This window comes from Singulisphaera sp. GP187 (assembly GCF_900129635.1).
Lineage (GTDB): Bacteria > Planctomycetota > Planctomycetia > Isosphaerales > Isosphaeraceae > Singulisphaera.
Window position 1 is genome coordinate 469938 of sequence record NZ_FSRB01000003.1, and the last position, 23931, is coordinate 493868.

Below are 23931 nucleotides of genomic sequence, written 5' to 3' on the forward strand. Positions count from 1 at the left end.
CCGCCACCCTGTCACTCGGCCCCTGAAGTTGGATCCTCCACGGCAATGAGGGCCGCCACCTTCTCGCCCGGTCGGGTTCGACAGGGGATCAGGCGAAAGTGAAGGACACTCGGCTCGATCCGATAGACGCTGAGGTCGGGTGGGTGGACACAATCCTGTTCCGTCAGGTGAGCATCCACGGCGCCCGAGTCATACCCACCCAGTTCGACGCGAACGCGCAACGAGCTGGGCGACAGGAGCGCGAACGCCGGGTCAGGGCCGGACAGCGTCAATCGCGCCTCCGCGGGGGGGCGATCCTCCAAGCAAAGGTTCGTGGGAATGTTCCGGTACTCGATCGGCACGACGAACGTCTGTTCGATCGTATCCCCCTGGCGCGCGAACAGGAACCAGCCCAGCGCGGCGATCGCCAACGATGCGACCTTCAGTCCGGAATGCTGAAAAAGGCGCTTGGCCAACCGGGGCCGGTGGGTTGCCGGACAATGCTCCGCGAGGAACGAACCGAGGCGAAGCGTCAAGTCAGCGGCCGACGCGATCTCGACCAGCCGCCCATTCTGCGCGAGGCTAACAATCCCCCGCTCCTCGGAGACGATCAAAATCAAGGCGTCGGTTCGCTCCGACAGTCCGAGACCGGCGCTATGTCTCGTGCCACGCCACTTCCCGTCATCGATGTTTTCCGAGAGCGGAAGCTGGGCGCAGATCCGCACGATTTGGCCATCCCGAATCACGATTGCGCCGTCGTGCCCCGGGGAATGAGGATCGAAAATGCTCTGCATCAAGCTCGTCTTGATCGGGGCAAGCAGCTCGATCCCTCCGTTCACACAGTGCTCCAACGTCTCATGTCCCTGGAGCACGATCAGCACACCGATCCGTTGCTCGGCGCTCTGGAAAGCGAGGTCGACGAGCGGTTCGACGTCGTCGCTCGGGTGCCGCGATCGGTTCAGCGCTTGAAACGGACGCCAGTGCCGCCAGCGCAGAATGGCGCGACGAATGTCCTCTTGAAAGGCGATCGCGAAAACGACGAAAAGCGCCAGGCCCGCGGTCCGCAGGAGCATTTCGGTTAAAAAGAGCCCAAAGACGCGGGCCACGAAATAGATGCCCACCAAGATGACTGCGCCTAGCAACGGCATTCGGTTCGCGGGCGTTCGCAGCAAGCGAAGCACGCCGTAGATCAGAACTGAGGCCACCAGGATGTCGACGACCTCCGTGGCATCGGTCACCAACGCTGAGCGGAGGATGGACCAGTCGAAGGTGGTCAAGCGGGACTCCAACGGCCAAGATCCATTGATCTCACTCCGAGCTTCGATCCTGATCGACACCCGGTGGGCCGCTGTCGATTCAACCCGGTCTCGTCGGCTCGTCTCTGAATTATAGAGGACCCCGTACCAGGAAACTCAAGCCCCGTGGGATCGCGGGCGGAGAATCGATCGCGCCGACGTCCGATCGAAAGAACGCGTCAAGTGTGGTGGCGAGGGGCGGTCGATTCGGCGGAGGAAGCCGAAAGTGCAGGGGGGGGTCCCCAGGGCCCACGCGTCTCTGGAGTCTCGATCGTGCCCGATGAGCCGACCGCTAAATGGCTTTGGCCAACACGTCCAGGTCGTGTACGAACAGCGGAGCGGGGATGGGACATCGGGCGATGATCGACCGGTCTGCCAGCAGTTCGGCGGGGGCCGTCCAGGCCGAGTCGAAGACTTGCGGGTCGGTCCAAAGTGGGATCAACCGGTGATCCCCGCGATCGAGGATCACGGCCACCCCATGGACCGCGCGAACCGGGTGCGCCACGGCTTCGATGGCAGCCTCAGGGCTGGGGAAGAGCCGGATCCGGTCGACTTGGTCGTCCGACGACGTGGTTGTATAGAGCATGGCACGATCTCCCTGGGCGCAGTTATCAATCGCGGTCCATCAATGCGTAACTTGATCGTGTCGACGGCGAAACCTCAAGCCGGACGCAGCCAGTGTCGGGGATCAGGCGATCCGAACCGGCTCATCGGACGGTCCTATGCAACCCGCCGCGCGAGGCGGAGCAAAGGGTCGGCAACGAAACGAAGCGCTGCAACGGACACCACCGGTGACTGGTCGCGGCATCGGTGATCGAATCGGTTGAGCAGCGATGGCCACGGAGAGGACGGGCCACGAGCGAAGACCACTCGACGAAATGAATGTAAGCAAGAACGGCGACCAGGACAAGGGAGGGGTTCAACTCCCTCGCCAAACTCCGTTTCAGAGACCGCGACTCGTGCTTCAACAACGCCCAGGACCAAAGCGATCGATGTCATAACGATGCGTTCTACCAAAACCCATGAACCATACGCCCTGTCGAGTTCCCTCTCGCCCGTATGAGCAAAGCTCGCCGATCCGTGGAGCAGTCCCGGTCCCGCCGTAACGAACCTACGACCTTGGGAATTCGCTCCTGCCGAATCGGTGGATTGATTCTAATAACGTGCGAGTCGGATTAGCAAGTCCAGCAATCGCTAATATTGACGTGCAAATCCATTCGGAGAAAAGATGAGTCTGTCGCAAGGAAACCGGGCCGTCTGTCTGCCCTTGAGGTCGAAATTCGCGGGAGAAGCTCGATCCCGGTATCCTTGCTCCTGTCTCGAAAAGATCCACGGAATCCTTATTGTCATTGGCGAAGCCGAGTTGCATCAGGTCGCACGTACACGTGAACGGCCGGCGTCAACACGACATCCCTCGACGCCTCGATTCCACCGAGGATTGACTCGACCTCCAATCCACGGACGATCGCATCCATGATGTCCCGCCCGGACGAAGCATTTTATCACGGGATGCTGTGTTCCAATCATCACTCAAATCCAGGGCGGTTCCGTCTTGGAGGTTGAGCACACCGCACCACGGTAATCGGCTGGACCAGCACGGAGCAAGACGGCGCGTTGAGGTTCCATGCTCACCCGAGATTCAATCCGAGTCCCGACGGATTCGCTTCTCAACTCTCCGATGATTCTTGCCTCAGGGTCGTCGCCAACTTTGAAGCCAGCGCTCTCCGGATGCGGAGCCGAGGATTGCTCGATTCGATTGGTCGCGTCTTTAAAAAAAAGGAGGCCCACATTGGGCCTCCTGTCGCAATCACGATTGATTGATTCACCACTAATTCATTTAACGGGGACTTCATACCGAATGAACCCAAGCAGTTCACCTTCCTTGGCCCCATGACAGGATGCGCAGCGCTTCAGCACGGCCGGGACGATCGTCGCGGCGTAGAGCGTCCGCTTCTCCCCTTGGCCGGCAATCTCTTCGTAGTACGGCTTGCCCGCTTGCATGGCCTTGGCGGCGCGTTTCTCGAAGTCGGTCTTCGGCAGGTTCGCCTCGTTCTGAGGAGCCCCAGAGGCATCGACAAGCTTGGCTTTGTGCCATCCCTCCTTATCCATCGCGCCGAAGACATCCATGGCGACCTTGATGGCGGGCGGCCCCTCATCGTACCGCTTGGTGACCGAAACTACGGCCGTCTTGTAGAGCGAATCGAGCATCTTGACCTGGTCACGAGCTCGGGTCACGGCCGGATCTTTCCCGGCCTCATCGGCCCGCAGATTCGTGCCCGAGACCAAGACCGCGACGAGCGCCGCGGCCGCCAAGGAGGCCACCAGGCAAACGACGCAATACAGTCGACCGCTTTTCATACCCTTCTGCATCAGTTCTCCCCTTGCGTTCTCTTGAGACTTGCCGCACGAATCGTGACACGCGGGTGTCACGGACCCTTCAACGTCACGATCCCACCCGTCACCGGCCGGAGCGACTCCAAGGTCACTCCATCCAGATAGTCCATCTGCCGCCGTTCCGCCTCGGCCAGCACGCCTCGCAAGGCGCAGCCGGGCTGAATCACGCAGACACCCGGCCGATCCACACACTCGAGCAGGTGAATGTTTCGCCCCTCGAAGTCGCGCACCACCTCGCCGACCGAGATTCCCGTCGCCTCGCGCATCAACTCGATCCCGCCCCCAGGGCCGCGGACGTTTCGCACGTAACCCAGCCGGCCCAACTGGTGCACCACCTTCCCCAGGTGATTGGCAGAGATCCCGTAAAACGCTGCCAGTTCCCCCACCGTCGATCGCCCCCGTTCCGTGGCCAGGTAGAGCAACGTCCTCAAGGCATAGTCCGTATGAAGCGCGAGTTTCATCCACCCGATCCCCGGCCCGATCGATTGCGGTATTCCTGCACCAAGAATACAGGAATTGACGGGTAATTCAAGATAGTGATTCGTTCCGAGACCGCACACGTTGTAAAATCACCCGTTTTGGGGAGTGGTTTTCCGAGGCTCAGAATCGAGCCTGCGTATGGGAGCAAGTGGGGGCATGGGGCGTCCGCACTCCCTATTTAAGAGGGCTGAACCGAAGTGGTAGGCGCAGTCAGGCCGGCGTCAGCTTTTTGACGATTTAAGGCGACTTCGACAAGTCGTCGACGCCGGACGATCCGGTTGTATGATGGCTCGACGGCCAGTCACAGGGATCGGCCCCGAACGCTTTGCCTCCGCAAGTCAATGAGGATCGACCTGGCATGCTGCGCCGACGCCTTTCGTTATTGCAGGCCGTCAGCCTGAACATGGCGATGATGGTCGGGATCGGTCCGTTCATCACGATCCCGGAGTTTCTCAAGAAGCTGGACGGGCCGCAGGTCATGATCGGCTGGGTGATCGGCGCCCTGATCGCCCTGGCCGACGGCCTGGTCTGGAGTGAGCTCGCGGCGGCGTTTCCCGGTTCGGGCGGGACGTTTCACTTCTTCGACGCGGTCTACGGCGAGTCCAGGGCCGGACGGTTCCTCAAGTTTCTCTTCGTCTGGCAGTTCCTCTTCAGCGCTCCGCTCGAAGTCGCCACCGGGGCGATCGGCCTGGCGCACTACGTCGGCTATCTCTGGCCGACCCTGAAGCTCACGGCCTGGTCCTGGCAGGTCTCGGTCCCGAGTCTCGGCGGTTTCACCTGGCAGGTTCAGAACGAACAGGTGTTGACGATCGCCGTGATGGCGGCGATCACCACACTTGCTTATCGCCGGATCGAAGTGGCCGGACGACTCATGGTCGTCCTCTGGGCGGGGATGCTCGCCACCGTCGCCGTGGTGATCGCGTCCGGGCTCGGCCACTTCAATGCGGCCCAGGCGTTCAACTTTCCCTCGGACGCCTTCACACTCGACCGTCGGTTCGCGATGGGGCTGGGCGCCGCGGTCGGAATCGCGATGTACGACTTCCTCGGCTACTACCAGATCTGCTACCTGGGCGATGAAGTGGACGACGCCCCCCGGACGATCCCTCGCGCCATCCTGATCTCAGTCGTTGCCGTCGCCCTCGTCTATTTGACGATGAATGTCAGCATTCTTGGCGTCCTGCCCTGGCAGGAAGTCACCGCGTCGACGCACGTCGCCAGCGACATGATGCAGCGGCTCTACGGCTCAACCGCCGCGCGAGTCGTCACGATGATGATCATCTGGACGGCGGCGGCCTCCACCTTCGCGGCCTTGCTCGGCTACAGCCGGGTCCCCTATGCCGCGGCCCGTTCGGGGCACTTCTTCCAAGGATTGGCCCGAACCCACCCGACGGGCCAGTTCCCGCACCGCTCGCTGCTCCTGATCGCCGGGCTGGCCACGCTCGCCTGTCTGGCCGACCTCGTCACGGTGATCGAAGCCCTGCTCACGTCGCGGATCCTGATCCAGTTCGTCGCCCAGATCGCCACGGTCTTCTACCTCCGAACCCGCCCCGACCTCCTCGAAAAAATGCCGTTCCGAATGTGGTTCTTCCCACTCCCGGCGCTCTTCGCCTTGGTCGGCTGGCTCTTTGTGTTCGGCACCTCAAGACCCCAGATCATTCTCTATGGGGTCGGTTCACTCGTCCTCGGCGCGGTCGTTTTCATGGTCTGGAACCGGCTGGCGGCAAGAGTCATACCTTGACCTGAGTTGCATCGCTTGAGACTCTTGTGCATAGCCGGATCATCCCTGAGTCAGGGACCCGGCGCCAGGGGAAGGGTTGCGCAACGTTGAAGAGGAGATCCGAATGCGGCGTCTGTTTCTGGTGATGACGGGTTTCCTTTGGCTTTCGGCGTCGCCGGCAAGCGCAGAGCTTGAAGTGGGGGTGGCGCGAGTCGACATCACACCCGACTATCCGATTCGACTCCACGGCTACCTTTCCCGCACCCAGGAGTCGCGGGGCACCGCCCAACGGATCTGGGCCAAAGGGCTGGCCATCGGCTCGAAGGAGGGGCGCCGCGTCGTCCTCGTCTCGGTCGATAGCCTGGGCGTCCCGTTTGAGATCGTCGACGAAGTCGCGAAGCGACTCCAGGCAAAGGAACGACTCGCCAAGTCGGACTTCGTCGTGGCCGCCTCGCATACCCATAGTGCGCCCTGCTTGTCAGGAATCGCGCCGAACATCTTCGGCAAGAAGATCGCCGACAACGAGCAGGCGACCATCGATCGCTACACCCGCGAGCTGACCGACAACCTCGAACAGGTCAGTCTCGCCGCCCTCAAAGACCTCCGCCCAAGGCGGCTCGATTGGGCCCAGGGGCAGGTGAACTTCGCCAGCAATCGGCGGACCAAGGGGGGACCGGTCGACCATTCGCTCCCCGTGCTGAAAGTCACCGACCTCGACGGCAAGGTCTGCGCAATCCTGGTGAACTACGCCTGCCACTGCACGACGCTCGACCCCAACGATAATAAGGTCAGCGGCGATTGGGCCGGCTCTGCCCAGGAAGCGATCGAACACGATCATCCCGGCGCCATCGCCTTGACGGTCGTCGGCTGCGGCGCTGACTCGAACCCCCTGAAACGACTCGCCGCCGATGGGGCCCAGGTCAACGGCCGCGCCATCGCCGACGAGGTCAACCGGCTCGTCAAGCTCGCCTCGAACGCGAAGCCAGGCGAATCGCCCTGGCACAGCCTTGAGGCTCCCCCCGTCCCGTCACCTCGCGCGGAGGTGAAGCTTCCCTTCGACACGCTCCCGACTCGCGCGGAGCTCGAAACGCTCGTCAAGGCCGGAGGCCCTCCCGGCTACAACGCCTCGGTCCAGCGTGCCAAGCTCGATCGCGGCGAGCCGCTCCAGACCGAGGTCAACTATCCGGTCCAGGTCTGGGCCTTCGGTAACGAACTCGCCATGGTCTTCCTCCCCGGCGAAGTCGTCGTCGACTATGTGCTCCGACTTAAAAAGGACTTTGACCCGGCCAGGCTCTGGGTCACCGCCTATGCCAACGACGTCCCCTGTTATATCCCCTCCGAACGCATCCTCCGTGAAGGGGGCTACGAAGGGGGCGGGGCCATGGTCTACTACGCGCGACCAGCCCGATTCAAACCGGGCATTGAAGACTTAATCATTTCGACAGTTCACAAACTGATGCCGGACGAGTTCCAGGCGAAGCCCAAGGCGGATGCCAAGGCCAACGATGAAACCCCCAAGGCCAAGTCGACCGAAGACGCCCTGAGCGCCATGCGGGTCAAGAAGGGGTTCCGTGTTGAGCTCGTGGCGTCCGAACCCTTGATTCTCGACCCGGTCGCGATCGATTTCGGCGGCGACGGCAAGCTCTGGGTCTGCGAGATGCGTGACTACCCCGCCGGGCTGGATGGCAATTATACGCCGGGGGGCGTGGTCAAGGTCCTTGAAGACCGCGATGGTGACGGCCGTTACGAGACGGGGACGAACTTCCTTGAGGGGTTGCCGTTCCCGACGGGCGTGATGGCCTGGCGGAAGGGCGTCTTGATCTGCGCCGCACCCGAGATCCTCTACGCCGAGGACACCGATGGCGACGGCAAGGCAGACGTCCGCAAGGTCCTCTTCCGCGGCTTCGCGACCGAGAACTACCAGGCACGCGTCAACGGCCTCTCCTATAACCTCGACAACTGGGTCTACGGTGCCAACGGACTGATCGGCGGCACGATCCACGGCATGGCGACGGGACGCGAGATCAACATCGGCGGTCGCGACTTTCGGATCAAGCCCGACACCGGGACGATGGAACCGGCCTCGGGCCTGACCCAGCAAGGGCGGATCCACGACGACTGGGGCAATCAGTTCGGCAACACGAACAGCGACTGGCTCAGGCACTATCCGTTCCCCGACCAGTATGCCCTGAGGAACCCGCGCGTCGCGGCGCCCGGGCCCATGGTCTATGTCGCCCGCGACCCCGACAACGCGCGGATGTATCCCACCAGTCGGACCCTCGAACGGTTCAACATGCCCGAGAGTGCCAATCGAGTGACCTCGGGATGCGGCCCAACGATCTACCGCGACCATCTGCTGGGCGACGGGTTCACCGGAAATTCGTTCACGTGCGAACCTGTCCATAACGTGGTCCATCGCGAGGTGCTCTCGGCCGACGGGATCACGTTCGCGAGCCACCGCGCCGAGGACGAGAAAACGTCGGAGTTCCTCTCTTCGACCGACAACTGGTTCCGTCCCGTGCAGGCCCGGACCGGACCGGACGGAGCGCTCTGGGTTGTCGATATGTACCGAGCGGTGATCGAGCACCCGCGCTGGATCAGCCCGCAACAGCTCGCCACCCTGGACGTCCGGGGCGGATCCGACAAGGGCCGGATCTACCGGGTCTACCCCGAAGGGGAGACTCCGCGTCCCGTGCCGATCCTCGACCGCCTGGCGGCTCCCGAACTCGCCAAGCAGCTCGACAGCCCCAATGGCACCCTGCGCGACAACGTCCAGCGCCTCCTGGTCGAGCGTGGCGACCGATCGGCGGTGCCCGCGCTCAAGGAAGTCGCCGCGCGCAGCACCCGGCCCGAAGCCCGGATGCAGGCGCTCTGGACGCTCGAGGGACTCAATGCGCTCGAGGGGGCCGAGATCCTCAACGGGCTGGCCGACAGCCATGCCGGCGTCCGCCGGCAAGCGGTCCGCGTCGCGGAGCGAAGGCTCGGCGACGACGAACCGCTCGCAAAGGCTATCTCCGCGCTTGCGGCCGACCCCGACCTCGGTGTCCGCTATCAACTGGCGTTGAGCCTGGGCGAGTGGAACGATCCCCGCGCGGGCGAGTTGCTCGGCCAGATCGCCTTGCGGGACGGCAACGACATCTGGGTCCGGGGCGCGATTCTCAGTTCGGCCGTGAAGCATCCGGGGCCGATTCTCGCCGCGGTGGTCTCCGACAAGGCCGATCCCAAGATCCGCTCGGCCATGATCGGCCCGCTGGTGACCACGGCGACCTCCGCGCGGAACGCCGCCGCGATCGCGGCGCTCGTCGATGCCTTGCCCAAGCCCGCCAAGGGGGAACCGATCCCGTCGTGGTGGCTGGCGCTGGCGGCCGAACTGTTCGGGTCGGGCAACGCCGAGGTCGGCGACCTCGCCTCCATGCCGTTCATGCAATCGGTCTTCGCTCATGCCCGCCTCGTCGCTCAGGACGAGAAAGGGAAGGCCGACGAGCGTCGGGCAGCCATCCGTCTGCTCGGCCACGAGAAGAAGAATCAGGAGGGTGACATCGCCCTGCTGACGGATCTGCTCGCGCCTCGGAATGATTCGGCGATCCAACTCGCGGCGGTGCAGAACCTGGCGCGTCTCGAGAACCACGACGCCGCCGGCCGCCTGATCGCCACCTGGCCCCAACTCGCCCCCGCGCTCCGTGGGGCCACGATCGACGGCTTGCTCGCCCGACCGAGCTCCACCCAGGCGCTGCTCACCGCGCTCGAGAGCAAGGCCATCGTATCGGCCGAGATCGATGCCACCCATCGCCAGCGACTGCTCGCGCAGACCGATCCGGTCCTGCAAGAACGGGCCGAGAAGGTGCTCTCAACGGTTCGACCGCGGGGACGCGCCGAGGTGCTCAACGCCTATCGCCCCGCATCGGAACAGACCGGCGATCCCACGCGGGGCAAGGTCCTGTTCGGCAAGATCTGCGCGAGCTGCCACAAGTTCGACGGGCAAGGGCACGAGGTCGGTCCCGACCTGGCGGCCCTGACCGACACCACGCCCGATGCCTTTCTGACGGCGATCCTCGACCCCAACCGCGAGGTCGACGCCCGCTACGCCGGCTACACGGCCGCCGTGACCGACGGCCGGGTCGTGACCGGGCTGATCGCCGCCGAGACCGGCAACGCGATCACCCTGAAACGCCAGGAAGGGGTGCTCGACGTGATCCTTCGGGCCGACCTCGAGGAGCTCAAGACGACGGGCCAGTCACTGATGCCGGAAGGACTCGAGAACGACCTCAAGCCCGCCGACCTGTCCGACCTGATCGCCTATCTCGCCTCGGGTGCCCGTCGACCCAAGGTGCTCGAGGGGAACCATCCCGAGACGGTCGTGCAGGCAGCCAACGGCAGCCTCCGCCTGAGCGCCGAGACCGCCCAGGTCTACGGTCCCACGTTGACCTTCGAGAGCCAGTTCGGCAACCTCGGCCTTTGGCAGAGCGCCGGCGATCACGCCGTCTGGACGGTCCGGGTCGATCGCCCGACGACGTTCACCGTCGCCATGGAGTGGGCCTGCGCCGACGAATCGGCGGGCAATGCGTTCCTCGTTCGTTCCGACGTCAGCACCCTTCGAGGAACGGTCGACGGCACCGGCTCGGGAACCTGGTCGCGCTATCGCTCGATCTTCGTCGGCGAAATGGTGCTGGCGGCCGGAACCCATCGGATCGAGTTTCGACCGGTGGGCCCGATCCGCAACGCGCTACTCGACCTCAAGGCGGTCACGCTCACGCCTCGTGTGAAGCTGGGGCGTTGACGCAATCCTGAGAAGAAACGCATTCCGCTTCCATCGTCCGATCGCAGGGCCGGCTCAATCGATCGATTGAGTCGGCCTTGACCCTTTTGGTAAGAAGGGATAGTTTGCCTCGACTTGGATGGATACGCCATCAAGACTTCCAGAGATTGAGGCGCACGATGCGACGGATCGCGCTTGCGGCCGCGGTATTCTCGGGCATTCAGACCACCGGCTGCATGACGGCCGGACGGGTCGCCGAACCCGTGATGAGCGCGACGGTATTCACCTACACGGCGGGTCGTGCCACCCAGGATTTCCACTATCCGCCCACGACGCTCCAGTCGGCGATCACCGGCGCGATGGATGACCTCCGGGTCCACTCGGTTCGGTTGACGCAAGACGGAGGCATGCTCATTTACAACGGATCGACGGCCGACGATCGTCGCGTCGCGGTGACGATCCGCCCCAACCAGGCCGTCTCGCGGGTCAGCGTCCGAATCGGCTGGTTCGGCGACGAGCCGCTCTCGCGAGCGCTGATGGATCGAATCGGAATTCGCCTGGGCGAATTGCCCCCCTCGGCCATCCCCGTCGATCCCCCGAGCGAGCCCGCCTCGAATCCTTACTTCTCGCGTGACGCCGTGCCCGACTCGGTCATGCTTCGCGACCAGGCCGACGCCATCTACCGCGACACTCCCGTCCCCTGATCCTCCCGATCCGACGGTCACTCCCACCCAAGCCAGAGGACGGACGAGACGGCCCTTGGACTTCCCCCAGGCCGTCTTCCACCGGCCAGGGTATCTCCTCGTGGAGGACGAGCCACCGACCTCCAGGCCGTTGGTAATGTCCCTCTGGGGCCAGTCCGATTCGAAGTCACCACGCCAGCCTTCCGTGAGCCCCGAGCCCACGCGAACGGGGTCGTGATCCAGCGCTGTTTCAGACGGCCGACGCACTCGCAAAGTCACGCCATTCGGCATTCTTTGCCGCGTTCGACTCGCTCCGTTGCGCCTCGAATTGGCCTCACTCAGTGCGGCACAGTCACCCCAAAACGACGAACCAGCGAATTCGTGATTGCAAAGAGGTAGAATTCCCTTGAGTTCTCATCTCTGAATTGAGTGTTGTGTTCGACCTGGTTGAGAACGTAGCCGGAGCCATCGTGCGATGCGTTCTGCCAAGGCCTCGAACTCACTCAAAATCACCGCGTTTGACCCGCGAAAAATCACTCGTTCTTCGTCGTTTCTGGCGGCTTTTGAAGGGCCAGCCGCGGCCCGCGACGTCTTTGCCTCCTGCGAAGACGGCTCGCGGGCCGTGTGGCCATTCATCTGAGGAATTCGACTCAGCACATGTCCAAGTCTACTTCCTCACGACAAAGGGTCGAACCTGGGGGACGCATCCATGCGACCAGGAGTCGAACCTTATTTTTTCGGACAGAATCCACGCAGCGCTGGAGACGTGCGTGGCTGGTTACCTAGGTGGGATCAAACATTTCAAGGACAACTGAATCGAACACAACTCGAATGTGAAGCGAAAGGTGTCGTGCTCTCAGGACGGTCGCCAAAATACGCTGAGATGCCTCGTCCGTCAACCCACTCGCCTCCACTTTTTCCCGAGAACTCTTCAGATCCGAAAGGTCAACATTGATGGGTAAGGGAGTGAATTCCGTGTGAGTCGAACTTGCTCATGAGGTTGCGGCATTCCGTCGGCGTCGCTGGAACCGCTCGAATAAAGCACTTGCGGTCGACGCGCCGGGGTGCGATCGTTGGGGACTCCTCCGGGGCACACTTCAGGAAAAAGTCACGATGACAGTGCGGATCGGTTTGGATCATTACACGATCGGGCACCGCAACCTCTCGGCGGAAGAGACGCTCGAATTTGCCCAAACTCACAGCTTTGACGGCGTCCAGTTTCTCAACCCCGAGTCGATCGATCGGTCGCTGGCCCCCGATCGACTGACGGCGTTCCGCCGCCAGGCCGACGAGCGAAATCTTTACCTCGAGGTGGGCCTTCCCTCGCCCAACCCGGTGCGTCGCTCACGGCAAGAGGACCGGGAGATTACGGCCGCCGAGCATTCGCGAGACCTGGTCCGGCACATCGAAGCGATCGCGGCGTTGGGCTGCCGGCACGCGCGGGCCTATGTCGGCGACCGCCATGACCGATTCCGCACGGACGTACGCTGGGAGGTCCAGCGTGCGGCCACGCTCGAGGTCCTGTCGATCCTCACGCCTCGACTCCGCGAACTGGGCTTACAGATCGCCCTGGAGACGCACGCGGACCTGACGGTCGACGAGCTGGTCGAAATGATCGACCACCTCGGTCCTGACGTCGCGGGAGTGACGTTCGACACCGGGAACCTGCTCATGCGGCTCGACGAGCCGATCGCGGCGGCCGAGCGGCTGGCACCTCACGTCCTGGCCACGCACGTCAAGGACGCGATCCTCGGCTTCACGCCGCGGGGTCTCTGCTGGCAGGCGCGGCCGATCGGGTCGGGGGTCATTCCCATGCCAGACATCCTGGCCATCCTCATTCACGCCAATCCCCAACTCACTCTTTCCATCGAACTTCACCCCAGAACCTACGACCTACCTATCTTCGACAAAACCTGGCTTTCGTTTTTCCCCGCCCTTCGCGCGGACGCACTGGCCGGAATCGTCGGCCTCGCCGAACGTTGCCATCGCCGGTTCGCGGAAGGGTCACTCATTCGCCCCGAAGTCGTGGAGGCAATCCCCTGGGCCGACCGTGACCTCGATTGGATCGCCAGTTCGCTCGGCTATCTCAGGACGGTCGTTCCCTACCTCGCCCGTTTCGAGGATCGATCCCCGCCTGAATGCGTGTGACCGCTCGCTGCGCTTTACCGACGCATGGTGGTGGGGAGTCGCGTCGGTCGTGGGCAATCCGCGGGAGAAAGCTTCCCGGGTGAAGACCTTTTCCAGGTCGTTTGAAAACAACGACTGGAGGGCCCACCGATCGGGAATCACCGAGGCCGACCGCCTCGGTGACCATCCTCAATCACCCCCAAACTCAACACCTTATTCTCTGAGTCTGTCGCAAGGAAATCGGGCCGCCTGTTTGCCCCGGAGGCCGAAACTCGCGGGAGAAACTCGTTCCCACGCTCTGCGTGGGAATACCGTTCTGGCCGCTCTGCGGCCCCACCCACCGGCGAAGACGACGCAGAGCGTCGCGGACGGCATTCCCACGCAGAGCGTGGGAACGAGATCCCGGTGTCCTGGCTACAGTCTCGGTTTTTTATATTAAAACTCACTTCATCTAAAACCATGCCATCATGGCAGACCCCACAAATCAAGAATTTTCCGAAATCCTACCAAGCATCCTGACCATGAAACAAGAATGTATTCATAAACGTTGCATTCAGATTTTATTTTACGTGCAAAGACAAATTGATTCTAAGCCAAATCATCATTCATAAATTCATAATCCAAAAGCAACCTTCATCCCACAAAACGTTCCGCAATGCGAGCCAACCCGCTCGGACCTATGCGATTCGTCGCGCGGGGACTCGTCCGCTCCGAGGGCCGATCCCCGGCCCTCGGAGCGGACGTGTTTGTGCGATCATTGAGACGGCTGGACGTTCGTCTGGCGGATCTGGGTCGAGAGGTGATACGGGAAGCCGTCGATCTCGTATTCGAGATCGGCGAAGAAGGCAATATTCCCGGTTGCGGGAGTGGCCTTATCGATCGTCATCTTCTCTTTCGGCTCCACTGCGGTGGCCGACCATTTCGACTTGCGGAAGTCGAGAGAGTCCGACGTCGCCTCCCAAACCTGGACCGACTTGGGTGCGGGGGCCGAGTCGACGACAAGACGAAGGCTCCCTTCGTTGTCGTCATGCTTCCACGAAAACTTCGGGAATGGCTTCTCGCCGATCGAGTGTCGGAACAAGGCGCCGACGGCACTCATGGCGTAATCCCTATGCTGGTCGAGGCCGTGGCCCGCGTTGGGCAAGTACACCACCCACTTCGAACCGACGAGTTCGTCCCAATAGAGATTCAACGAGTCGAGCGTCCAGTAAGGGTCGTTTGTCCCATTGATCTGGAGCTTCGGCAGGCGCAGCCGATTGCGATACGTGAACGGGTCGACCATCGCCAGCAGTTCCTTGGCGTTGGGCCGGCTCTCTTTGCCGATCAGGCCGCGGTCGGTGTAATCCTGGATCTGCTCGCTGAACTTGCCCCCGAAATTCTCGAGCTGATGCTTGTTCTGGGCGTCGAGGTTGAGGGTCGGGATGACCATCGGCGCGATCGCTTTCACCCGGGGGTCGGAAGCGCCGGTGAGCCAGGTCGTCCAGCCTCGCTTCGAGGCTCCGGTCACGACGAACCGCGTGATCGGCTTGTCCTTCTCCTTGCCGAACTCCTGCGCGGCGTCCATCGCCCGCACCGCGCTCTTGACCATCGGGAAGAGCAGGGGCCACTCCTCATCCTTGGTTTCGAGGTAGCGGACGAACGTCTCGGCGATCAGCGTGTCCTCGTTCTTGCCACCGAGCAACGGCTGGTTGGGCACTTGGGGAAGCACGATGACGCGGGCCTGGCAGGCTTTGGCGAGTGCGAACCCGACGGTGAGATCACCGTCGCGGGGACCATCCCCCACCTTTCCCCCCGTGATGAAGAGCACGGCCGCGTCGGGGTACGCCAATTCTTTCGGCTCGATAATCGAGAGGTTGTGGGACCAGGTGATCCCTTGCCAGACCTGCGAAGTCAGTTTGATCCAGTGAACCGTTGTCCCGTCCGTCGTTTTCGACGACACGAAGTTCCAGGCATAGGCCGGGTCGGCCTTTTTGACGTAGTCGTCGAGCCCGGCCCGCGCGGGAAGAGCCCAGCTCACCGCGAAAGCCAGCGTCAAGAACGAGGAGAGAAGCCCGCGTTGCATCATCGACATCGAGAAGGCTCCGCAAGGAAAGAGGCAAACCCAAACACCGCCCCCCGCAAACGAACAGCAAGTCCAGCGGAGGCCCCCATTAAATCGCAACCGGTCCTCCGCCGCACTTCTCTTTTTCTCGCGCGCACTCAAAACGCGTCGGCGCTCAACACCTCTCCCGAGCCGATCGTGTTGAGACCAATCCACACCGCCTGATTCACCGTATTTTTCACAAACCGCACCGAGCCATCGCCCAACAAGGTGTTCACTCCCCCGGCGTGACGGCTCCGTGAGCCTGCGAAGGCTTCACTGTCGCCAGCGCCAGAGTCACAAGGGAGTTGTAGAACAGGCTCACTGGTACAAAAGAGACCCGGGTCATTATTGAGGAAGTCGCCACCGGTACCACTGCCGGGTCTAAGACCCAGATAATCTTTAGTGGAGTTCGGGGCGTAGCGAGTCATGAACGACGAGCCTCCCGGTACGGTCGTCCACATCGCCCCTCGGATGTCGTTCGGCCCCCCCTGGAGGACCTCGCCGACGAACACGGTATTGCTGGTGCCGTCCGTGATCGAGGCAAAGGTGGTATTCCCATTATGGCCGAACGCCGAGCGGAGATATTGTGGCCCCAGAGTGCCATCATTGGCCGCCCCCCAACTGGTGTTTCCCCAGCTCGCCGCGTAATTGCCCTTGCTCATGATCGGTGCGCTCAACAGGCCGCCCCGGTAGCTCGAAATAATCTGGAACTTGTTCTCGCGGTCGCTCGGGCATTGAAACGACGAAATCTTCGTGGCGGACACGGTCGAATTGGCGAAGAACCCGTCGACGATTGCCAACCCCGGTCCGGGCCACCCCTCCGAACCCAAACTATAGTTGAACGAGTTGGCCAAATTGCCTTGCTCGATCTGAGGCAACATCAAACAGAACCAGGTCGTATTCTGGGCTCCCTGGAAGACCTTGGGAAAATCGGTTGCCGGCTGTCCGGGTCTGGGCGCCCAGATTCGCCCCGGTGGAATGCAACTATGAACCGAGTTATAGTTATGTATAGCGAGTCCGAGTTGTTTCAGGTTGTTGACGCACTGAATTCGCCGGGCGGCCTCGCGCGCCGCCTGGACGGCGGGCAGAAGCAGGGCGATCAGGACAGCGATGATCGCAATCACCACCAACAGTTCGATGAGCGTGAAGGCCGAACGGCGCAACCCTCTCATAGCCATCTCCCTGCCCGAAGTTGGGGCAAAAAGGATCGGGGGACTCAGACCAGCGTGAAGGCCGGTCCACAGATCAGAAGATCGTAACGATAGCGAGAAGATGTGTGGCAATTGTCAACGCTAGAATAATAAACGAGGAATGGCGTGGATACCCCCTTCTCGAAACGAAACGGGATTTATCCGTCTGTGACTGAAAAGAGAATCATCAAGTCAAAAGGTGCCAATTTCGAATTTCCGAGGGAGCCAATTCTGAGTTCAACGATTCCACGCTTCTTCGCCGATCCTAGGCACGCAACCTGGGCCGACCTCGGCCCCTCCCCGACGACCTGCCGGCCGCGGATCGGAGTTGGGAACCGACTCCCCGAACTCAGCCCCCGAGTCAAAGTCCGGACTGGTCCTAGCTGGCGACGGGCGAGGCAATGACCAAGGCCCCGCTGGGCGGCGAGCGGACCGGTAAGAACCCAACCGACTGGGTAAGCTCGGCACGGAGCGGAGCCTGCTGACGAAGGCCAACGGGGTGCCTGTGGGGCTGGCGGTCGAGGGGGCCAACCGGCACGACAAGAAGCTGGCCGTGGCGACGTTCAAGAGCATCCCGGTGGAGCGGCCGGAGCCGACCGCAGAGGCACCACAAGGCATGTGCCGGGAGAAGGGGGGGACGACTACGACGACACCCGGGAGTTGGTCCAGGAGTTCGGGCTCACCCCCACCTGAGGGTCCGGGGCGAGAAGGCCAAGGTGCGGGAGCAGGAGGCGGGGTTCAAGGCCCGGCGTTGGGTGCTGGAGCGAACCCAGAGTTCGATCAACCGCTTTCGCCGGATCCTGTTCCGTTGGGAGAAGCCGATGGAGGACGACCTCGGCATGCGACACTTCGTCAGGGCCTGGATCCGATCGAGATCCTGCGGCCTACTGGGACAGGTACTTCGCTGACATCAACACTTAAGCAAGAACCGAGAGAAGAGCGTCCGGCCGTCAGAATCGTTGGTCCAATTGGCCATGATCCAATTGATGCTTAACTGACGCAAGCCCTCGAAAGCGAATGCCGAGTTCCCCTACTGAAAAACGGCCTATCCCTGCTTTTGAGACAGTCTCGTACTCGATGACATCGTCCTTTACTCCCCTTCGATCGGCTGCTGAGCGTAGACCTTCAAATAGCTCTCATAACGCCCGGGGTGGATTTGTCCCCAGTAGACCGCGTCCTTGACGGCGCACTGGTCTTCGTGGGTGTGCGAACAACTGGGGTATTTGCAGAGTGGGATGTACGGCCGGAACTCGACGAAATGGCCCTCGACTTCACCGGGGTCGACACCCCAGAGCTCAAACTGGCGCAGGCCCGGGGTATCGACGACGTGACCTCCCGACTCGAGACGAATCAATTCGGCGGTCGTGGTCGTGTGCTTCCCCTTGGCCGTCCAGTCCGAGACCTCGCGGACCCGCAGGGCCAGGCCAGGCTGAATCGCATTCAGAAGCGAGCTCTTACCAACCCCGCTCTGGCCCGAGAACGCCGTCGTCCCCTCGCCAAGCAATTCCTTGAGTCGAGTGATTCCCTGCCCGCTGGCCGCCGAGGTCACGAGCGTCTCGTAGCCGAGTTGAGTGTAGAGGCCGATCACCCACTGGAATGGCGCCGTGTCGACGAGGTCGGCCTTATTGAGGATGATGATCGGCCGTACCCCCCCGATCTCAGCCGAGATCAGGTAGCGGTCGATGAGCGGCAGCTTCAGTCCTGGCTCCGCGAACGCGGAGACGATCAAGACCTGGTCGACGTTGCAGGCAATGACGTGCTCGCGACGGCGGTAACCACGCGTGATCGTACCCTGCCGCGCCTCGATTTTCTCGATCATCCCCTCTTCGCCCGCGGCGTTCCCGGGCGGAACCAGACCCGGTCGCCGACGGCAATCACGTTGCGCCCGTCGATCGCGAGCGTTTTGAGGATCCGACGGATATGGCAGGCCCAGATGCGACCGTCGTCGTCCTCGACCATCGAGAGGAGGCCGTGAACCCGAATCACACGACCGGCGAGGCAGGCCGAGAGATCGACCGACCGGTTCGCCGACGGCTCGGACGCGCCAGGCTCGCCTGGCTTGGGTTCACCGGCCCCGGTCACGTCCGTGACGATCGTACGATGCCTCGACAGGTCCCCCTTGGCGCGGACGCGCTCGGCGGAGACCGGTTCGGCACGCGCCAGATCGTCCTGGCGGTAACGACGGGTCAGGTCGTTGGCGCGTGTCCGATTCTGACGATTCTTCTTGAACGCAACCCGGACCTTTTTCTTCTTCGCCACGTCCGAGGCCTTTCTAGATCGCTCCCTTTCGCCTTCACGGTTCAAGGCTAAAGGGAGCGAGGCCCCGCTGTCAATTGATGCCGACCGCTTCAGCGCGTATGGAGCGGCCTGCGGCCCCCTGCGCGATCGATCCCGTTCGACGTCGGCTCATTCAGGACCTGCAAGGCCCGTTTCGAGTTCGACGTCTGAAAAATCCCAATCGCCTTGCCCGGTGTGGAGCTCGACGCATACGCATACTCGACGTTGATGTGCTCCTCCGCGAGCCGCTCGAGAATCCGGGCGAGGGCGCCGGGTTGGTTGTCCATGGGGACCGCGAGGACGTCCGCGCTCGTGAACTCGACACCCAGGGACGTCAGCACCTTCTTGGTCGGATCCAGATCGCTGGTGACGAACCGAAAAACGCTCCGTTCGGACTTATCCATGACCGACAGCGCCTTGATGTCGAGCTTCTCGTGAGCCAACGCCGAACAGATCTTGGCCAGGCGGCCAGGCTTGTTTTCGAGGTAGGCAGTCACTTCGTGGACGAATTCCATCGAATTGCCTCCAACAGGTCAGGGCCTTAACACAGGCGGACAGATCTCATCCTGAGTTCACTTTCCACCGGAAGGGCCGGTGGTCCAAAGGCGTGGCGCCATCGCTCCCAGCGGAGGCAGCCCACGCTCAACGGCCGATCACGCGAAAAACGTGCGCGTTCCATCGTGGCGGACCTCCCATTCTGGGGCGACGACACCGCGTCGATCTCCGAAAAATGCCAACGCCGCGAATCCCGACAAACTCCAAATCCATCGAGCGGACGAACGCGTCGACCACCCACCAAACCCCGCGACTTAGCGGCCGGGCGCGGGAGGAGCCGTGGCGCCTGGCGCAGTGCCGGGAGCCGTGGGTGCCGCGGCGCCCGGCTGCGGCTGCTCGGGCAGCTTGATCCCGGCGGCACCCGCCAGATTCGGAGCCATGCGGCTGCCCATCATCCGAAACACCCTGCTGATCGGCGTTTCCGGAGCGATCAGGTTGGGGAACGCGGCCCGGCTGATGAACCGCACCTCTTGGTCATCCACGGTCACCGCGGATGACGCGGGAAACATCAAGGCTTTCAGGGCAGTGTCGGACGGAAGCTTCGCCGGGTCGATCCGGAGTACGAACGGCGTTCCCGCGGTCTTCGCCACTCCATCGGCTCCCGGTGCTCCCGGTGCTCCCGGCCCACCGGGCATCGCCCCCGGAGCGCCCGAGGAGGCCGCGGCGGGAGGTGGGATCGACCCCGGCCCTGCGCCTGGCCCTGGCCCTGGCCCCCCACCTGGCCCCGGAGCGGAGTTCAGCGGGGCGGCCGTTCCGCCCGGACCGCCCGGACCGCCCGCGCCGCCCGCGCCGGCGACCGGCTTGGGTTGATTGAGGACGATCGTCTGATTGATCCGTTTCTGCAACTCGCCGGGAAGACTCGCCAGCATCTTGGGAAGATGGTCGCGCGGATCTTCAAGGTGCAGGTAAATCAAGCTTCCTGGGAGCTGTTCGAGCGCCACTGCGTATTCGTCGGCAGGGATCCAGGAGGCCTCTTTCTTGATCTCAAGCGCCTGCCGCGCCACCTCGGGGGTCGACGCGAAGACCAGGTGTTTCGAGCCCACCCGGATGGTCGGTCGGAACCCGGCCGGCAACCTCCCGAGCTCGCTCGGAACGTTGAGCACGAACGACTTCACCAGTCCCGGCATCATCTTGAATTCCGGGGTCGGCGGCGGCTCGGGCCGTCGTCGTCGCGTCGCGCCGTCGCCGGCCTCGGCGCGGGCATCCGCACCAGCCGGTGCGGCGGCCGCAGCCGCCGCCTCAGCCGCCGCGGCGGTATCCTGGATCCGGTTCCGAATCTCCTTGTTCACCTCGATCATCAGACTGTCGAGCGCGCGTTCGACCGCTTCCTTGTTATCAATCTCGAAAATTGCCACGAACCTGGGGAGCGGCGTGGTGCCAAAGACGAGCGACAGCGGGCTCAATCCTCCGCTCGCCGCGTCCGACTTGGCTGCTGCCGTCGTCGCGGTCGAAGTGGTGGGCGTGGCGGGAGCGAGGTAGAACATGGCCTTGGGGCCAAGGTGAGCGAGGATGTCCTTCCGGAGCTGCAATCGCGTCTTGGTGCGAATCAACTCTTCCAGCTTATCGAAGCTCTCGCCAACCGCCGGATTCGCTCCCTTCGCCACGCTCGACAGGGTCTCAAACACGTTTGCCGGCTTCATCGAGACCGCGGTGAACGAGCTGATCCCATCGGGCATCGATAACAGTGTTGTTTTGTCGAAGGTCGGCTGATCGAACAAGGCGAGCAACCCCTGACGTGGCGATTTGGCCTTGAGCCGGGCCACGGTCATGATCGCGTCACCCGCGAGCCCCCACCGGAAGTCGACTCGGTCGACACCGCGAATCTGGAGCTTCTCGAGAAAAAAACTGACCGGCGATTGCGGCTGATTCCAGGTGGCGCTGTCGAGGAAGGCGAGACCAACCGGTTCCATGCCCCCTTCGGGCTTTTCCAACTCGACGCGGGCGGGGTGCTCGATCGCGTTCGGTCGCTTGCCATCGAGCACTTCGCCGATCACATCGGCGGTCTCGGGGCCGTTCAGCGCGATCACGACGTCGTCTTTCTCGACCCACCAGGCCCAGTTCAAGCCCGGTTGGGGACCAGCCATGAGAACGATCTGTCGTCCCTTTTCGCGTTTGGAGACCTGCGGCTTGACTCCCGGCCCCCCCAGTGTGATCAGGAGCCTGCCGGTGATCGGACGGAGCTCCTTACGGGCCGCGCCTCGCAACACCAAGACCGACGCCCACTTCGCCGGGTGCTCCGGCACTCCGGCGGCGGCGAATACAAACCCGGACTGAACAAGATTCTCCGCAAGCTTGACGAGCTCGATTCCCGTGACGCGACGGTCAGGGCGGCTGCTCAGGACCCGCTCGGCAATCTGGGCGCTGACGTCTTCGAGCATCGCCCCCAGCGTGGTCTCGTTGAGCATCTTGTAGGCCGCCGTCTTCTGCCAGGCTTCCTGGTGGGAGTCGAGCCCGGCGAATTCGGCATAGACGGCGAGGTTGTCGCGCGGCGCGTATCGGGCGAGTGGACTCGTATCGGGCGGAGGTGCCGCAGCCGCCTTCTTGGCCGATCCCGTCTGCGCAACCAGCGTCGTCGAGAGGCCCGCGAAGAGGGTCAAGACGCCGCACAACCAGCGGAGGAGGCGCAGACCGATCGGAAATTGTTGCACGTGGCGGTCCTTTCGCGAAGACTCGAAAGATGTGGCACGAGTCGAGGCAAACGGCAAGGGGCGGGCTGGTCGAGCCGGAAGGAGACCTCGGCGGGCGGCGCCCGTCGTCCCGGACCTTTGCTCCTACCATCGAAACGATCCAACTGGCATCGTATGATCGAATTGGCTCCGCGCCAACACCCTGCCCATGCCCCTCGAGAAATGTCCGTCGGGGGCTCCCCGAGAACCACATGCCGGCCGGTGATCGGAACCGGGAAACCCGGGAAAATCGAAGCGCCCCGGGTTCGGCAGGTGAAAACCGAGACCCCGCCGGCGGGCGACGCCAAGCGAGCGTGCCGGTCGGGTTCTGCGACTCGAGAGCGGGAATCGGTGATCGAAGGACGCTTGACAGTTTTTGAGCCAATACTCTAGGATACTTCGCGCCCGGCCTCAACTGATATGATGAACATCGGATTGGGGCCGAATCCGAGGGGGCTTCCCGAGCCGGACCAAACCTCGGTACGATTTGGGAAGCGAGCTCCCCAAGGACGCGATCACGCCTTGTGGCGATTGTCTCGGGATGCGGAGGTTGGGCCTCGCCCCTACCATCCCGCATCCCGATATTGTCTTGATATTTCTCTTGTTTCCGCCTCGGAGATCCCCGCATGCGGATTGCCCTGGACGCGATGGGGGGCGATCATGCCCCCGGACCGATCGTCGCCGGCGCCGTTGAAGCCGTCCACGATCAGCCGGGCTTGACCGTCGTTCTCGTCGGCGACCGCGAACGGATCGAGGCCGAATTGGCCAAAGCGCCCCAGGCGGACCTCGACCGCCTCCCGATTGTCCACGCCAGCCAAGTCGTTGGCATGGAAGAGAAGCCCGTCGAGGCGCTCCGCAAGAAGCGCGATAACTCGATCTCGAAGTGCTGGGGCCTGATGGCCAGCGGCGATGTCAAAGCCGTGGTCTCGGCCGGCAACACCGGTGCGATGGTCGGCTCGGCCCTGTTCAACAACAAGATGTTCTTGCCGGGCGTCCGCCGCCCCGGTATCGCCGCGATCTTCCCGTCGCACCAGGGACCGATCGTGCTGATCGACGTCGGCGCCAACATGAACGCCAAGGCCGAGGATCTCTACCAGTACGGCGTCATGGGCTCGATCTACGCCGAAACGATTCTCGGCGTCTCCGAACCCAAGATCGGCTTGCTGAACGTCGGCACCGAAGACGACAAAGGGACCGACCTCACCAAGTCCACCCGCGCGATTTATCAGAAGAGCCCGCTCGCCCATCGGTTCATCGGCAACGTCGAAGGACGTGACATCTACGAGGGGCATGCCCGCGTGGTCGTCTGCGAAGGGTTCGTCGGCAACGTCTTGCTCAAGGCGGGCGAAGGCGCCGTCGACTTCTTATTCGCGACCCTCAAGCAGGAACTGGCCCGCCTCCTTGGCGTCATGCCCGCCGAAGCGGGTCAGGCCATGGCCTCGGGACTCGGCGCGCTCAAGGCCCGGTTCGAATACCAGGAATTCGGCGGCGCTCCCCTCCTCGGGATCCGCGGGGCCTGCATCATCTGTCACGGTGCTTCCGGCGCTCGCGCCATCAAGAACGCCATTCGGGTCGCGGGCACCATGGCCGAGGACCAGCTCAACGCCTTGATCGTCGAGCAGATCGCCGCCGGCCACATCGCCGAGTCCTGAAAAGTGAGGTGAGGTAGAGGCTGGCTCTCGTCGGTTGGATTGGGCCAGGTCAGTTGCGACGTCTGGATTCGTGGGTC

16 protein-coding genes and 1 pseudogene are annotated in these 23931 nt (G+C 62.9%); 7 read left to right on the forward strand and 10 right to left on the reverse strand.

The window, feature by feature from the left end; all coding sequences use genetic code 11:
* Window positions 1-11: 11 nt before the first annotated feature.
* The 4 genes from BUS42_RS37925 to BUS42_RS37940 form a co-directional block, all read right to left on the reverse strand.
* Complete coding sequence (locus BUS42_RS37925) at window positions 12-1256, reverse strand: diadenylate cyclase (RefSeq protein WP_254054074.1); 1245 nt, start codon at window positions 1254-1256, stop codon at window positions 12-14.
* Window positions 1257-1566: 310 nt separating this feature from the next.
* Window positions 1567-1860, reverse strand: coding sequence for a hypothetical protein (locus BUS42_RS37930; protein ID WP_074316485.1), 294 nt, complete (start codon window positions 1858-1860; stop codon window positions 1567-1569).
* Window positions 1861-3107: 1247 nt separating this feature from the next.
* Complete coding sequence (locus BUS42_RS37935; RefSeq protein ID WP_074316487.1) at window positions 3108-3644, reverse strand: c-type heme family protein; 537 nt, start codon at window positions 3642-3644, stop codon at window positions 3108-3110.
* A gap of 56 nt (window positions 3645-3700) precedes the next feature.
* Window positions 3701-4129, reverse strand: coding sequence for an RrF2 family transcriptional regulator (locus BUS42_RS37940; RefSeq protein WP_074316488.1), 429 nt, complete (start codon window positions 4127-4129; stop codon window positions 3701-3703).
* A 377-nt stretch (window positions 4130-4506) separates the two neighbouring features.
* Here BUS42_RS37940 and BUS42_RS37945 point away from each other — a divergent pair, with 377 nt between their 5' ends.
* The 4 genes from BUS42_RS37945 (at window position 4507) to BUS42_RS37960 (ending at window position 13452) form a co-directional block, all read left to right on the forward strand.
* The gene (locus BUS42_RS37945) at window positions 4507-5886 is read left to right on the forward strand and encodes an APC family permease (RefSeq protein WP_074316490.1); all 1380 of its coding nucleotides are present in this window, start codon (window positions 4507-4509) and stop codon (window positions 5884-5886) included.
* A 103-nt stretch (window positions 5887-5989) separates the two neighbouring features.
* Window positions 5990-10642 (forward strand): neutral/alkaline non-lysosomal ceramidase N-terminal domain-containing protein, encoded by a 4653-nt coding sequence (locus tag BUS42_RS37950; RefSeq protein WP_074316492.1) that lies wholly within the window; start codon window positions 5990-5992, stop codon window positions 10640-10642.
* A 158-nt stretch (window positions 10643-10800) separates the two neighbouring features.
* Window positions 10801-11325: a DUF3568 family protein gene (locus BUS42_RS37955; protein ID WP_074316494.1), complete on the forward strand. Its 525-nt coding sequence runs from the start codon at window positions 10801-10803 to the stop codon at window positions 11323-11325.
* A 1092-nt stretch (window positions 11326-12417) separates the two neighbouring features.
* Entirely contained in the window at window positions 12418-13452 is a 1035-nt protein-coding gene (locus tag BUS42_RS37960; RefSeq protein ID WP_074316495.1) for a sugar phosphate isomerase/epimerase family protein, read from the forward strand.
* Window positions 13453-14185: 733 nt separating this feature from the next.
* Here BUS42_RS37960 and BUS42_RS37965 read toward each other — a convergent pair.
* Window positions 14186-15502 carry a PhoPQ-activated pathogenicity-related family protein gene (locus BUS42_RS37965; protein WP_074316496.1) on the reverse strand — a complete coding sequence of 439 codons (1317 nt, stop codon included), beginning with the start codon at window positions 15500-15502 and terminating at the stop codon, window positions 14186-14188.
* A gap of 128 nt (window positions 15503-15630) precedes the next feature.
* Window positions 15631-16686, reverse strand: coding sequence for a DUF1559 domain-containing protein (locus BUS42_RS37970; RefSeq protein WP_074316497.1), 1056 nt, complete (start codon window positions 16684-16686; stop codon window positions 15631-15633).
* Window positions 16687-17090: 404 nt separating this feature from the next.
* Between BUS42_RS37970 and BUS42_RS46850 the strand changes: the two are divergent.
* Together BUS42_RS46850 and BUS42_RS46855 are read left to right on the forward strand one after the other, a co-directional pair.
* Window positions 17091-17267, forward strand: a pseudogene (locus BUS42_RS46850) (IS5/IS1182 family transposase); the annotation flags it as partial.
* 153 nt (window positions 17268-17420) lie between these two features.
* Window positions 17421-17612 carry a hypothetical protein gene (locus BUS42_RS46855; RefSeq protein WP_083671272.1) on the forward strand — a complete coding sequence of 64 codons (192 nt, stop codon included), beginning with the start codon at window positions 17421-17423 and terminating at the stop codon, window positions 17610-17612.
* Between the two features lie 182 nt (window positions 17613-17794).
* On the opposite strand, the gene rsgA is transcribed toward BUS42_RS46855, so the two are convergent.
* The 4 genes from rsgA to BUS42_RS37990 all read right to left on the reverse strand — a co-directional run bounded on the left by rsgA (window position 17795) and on the right by BUS42_RS37990 (window position 22184).
* Window positions 17795-18523, reverse strand: coding sequence for a ribosome small subunit-dependent GTPase A (rsgA, locus tag BUS42_RS45805; protein ID WP_254054075.1), 729 nt, complete (start codon window positions 18521-18523; stop codon window positions 17795-17797).
* Window positions 18520-18963, reverse strand: a complete 444-nt coding sequence (locus BUS42_RS45810) for a hypothetical protein (RefSeq protein WP_254054076.1) — start codon at window positions 18961-18963, stop codon at window positions 18520-18522. The genes rsgA and BUS42_RS45810 overlap by 4 nt, the downstream gene beginning before the upstream one ends.
* Before the next feature lie 89 nt (window positions 18964-19052).
* Window positions 19053-19496: an ACT domain-containing protein gene (locus BUS42_RS37985; RefSeq protein ID WP_074316498.1), complete on the reverse strand. Its 444-nt coding sequence runs from the start codon at window positions 19494-19496 to the stop codon at window positions 19053-19055.
* 294 nt (window positions 19497-19790) lie between these two features.
* The gene (locus BUS42_RS37990; protein WP_074316500.1) at window positions 19791-22184 is read right to left on the reverse strand and encodes a hypothetical protein; all 2394 of its coding nucleotides are present in this window, start codon (window positions 22182-22184) and stop codon (window positions 19791-19793) included.
* A 644-nt stretch (window positions 22185-22828) separates the two neighbouring features.
* Here BUS42_RS37990 and plsX point away from each other — a divergent pair.
* On the forward strand, window positions 22829-23854 hold the full coding sequence (plsX, locus tag BUS42_RS37995; protein WP_074316501.1) for a phosphate acyltransferase PlsX: 1026 nt from the start codon (window positions 22829-22831) through the stop codon (window positions 23852-23854).
* Window positions 23855-23931: the final 77 nt, after the last annotated feature.

Excerpts from the sequence above, each read along its gene's own strand:
- BUS42_RS37935 (WP_074316487.1), bottom strand. The coding sequence starts at position 3,644 with ATGCAGAAGGGTATGAAAAGCGGTCGACTGTATTGCGTCGTTTGCCTG.
- BUS42_RS37965 (WP_074316496.1), bottom strand. The coding sequence starts at position 15,502 with ATGTCGATGATGCAACGCGGGCTTCTCTCCTCGTTCTTGACGCTGGCT.
- BUS42_RS37940 (WP_074316488.1), bottom strand. The coding sequence starts at position 4,129 with ATGAAACTCGCGCTTCATACGGACTATGCCTTGAGGACGTTGCTCTAC.
- BUS42_RS37950 (WP_074316492.1), top strand. The coding sequence starts at position 5,990 with ATGCGGCGTCTGTTTCTGGTGATGACGGGTTTCCTTTGGCTTTCGGCG.
- plsX (WP_074316501.1), top strand. The coding sequence starts at position 22,829 with ATGCGGATTGCCCTGGACGCGATGGGGGGCGATCATGCCCCCGGACCG.
- BUS42_RS37930 (WP_074316485.1), bottom strand. The coding sequence starts at position 1,860 with ATGCTCTATACAACCACGTCGTCGGACGACCAAGTCGACCGGATCCGG.
- BUS42_RS37945 (WP_074316490.1), top strand. The coding sequence starts at position 4,507 with ATGCTGCGCCGACGCCTTTCGTTATTGCAGGCCGTCAGCCTGAACATG.
- BUS42_RS37955 (WP_074316494.1), top strand. The coding sequence starts at position 10,801 with ATGCGACGGATCGCGCTTGCGGCCGCGGTATTCTCGGGCATTCAGACC.
- rsgA (WP_254054075.1), bottom strand. The coding sequence starts at position 18,523 with ATGATCGAGAAAATCGAGGCGCGGCAGGGTACGATCACGCGTGGTTAC.
- BUS42_RS37970 (WP_074316497.1), bottom strand. The coding sequence starts at position 16,686 with ATGAGAGGGTTGCGCCGTTCGGCCTTCACGCTCATCGAACTGTTGGTG.
- BUS42_RS37960 (WP_074316495.1), top strand. The coding sequence starts at position 12,418 with ATGACAGTGCGGATCGGTTTGGATCATTACACGATCGGGCACCGCAAC.
- BUS42_RS37985 (WP_074316498.1), bottom strand. The coding sequence starts at position 19,496 with ATGGAATTCGTCCACGAAGTGACTGCCTACCTCGAAAACAAGCCTGGC.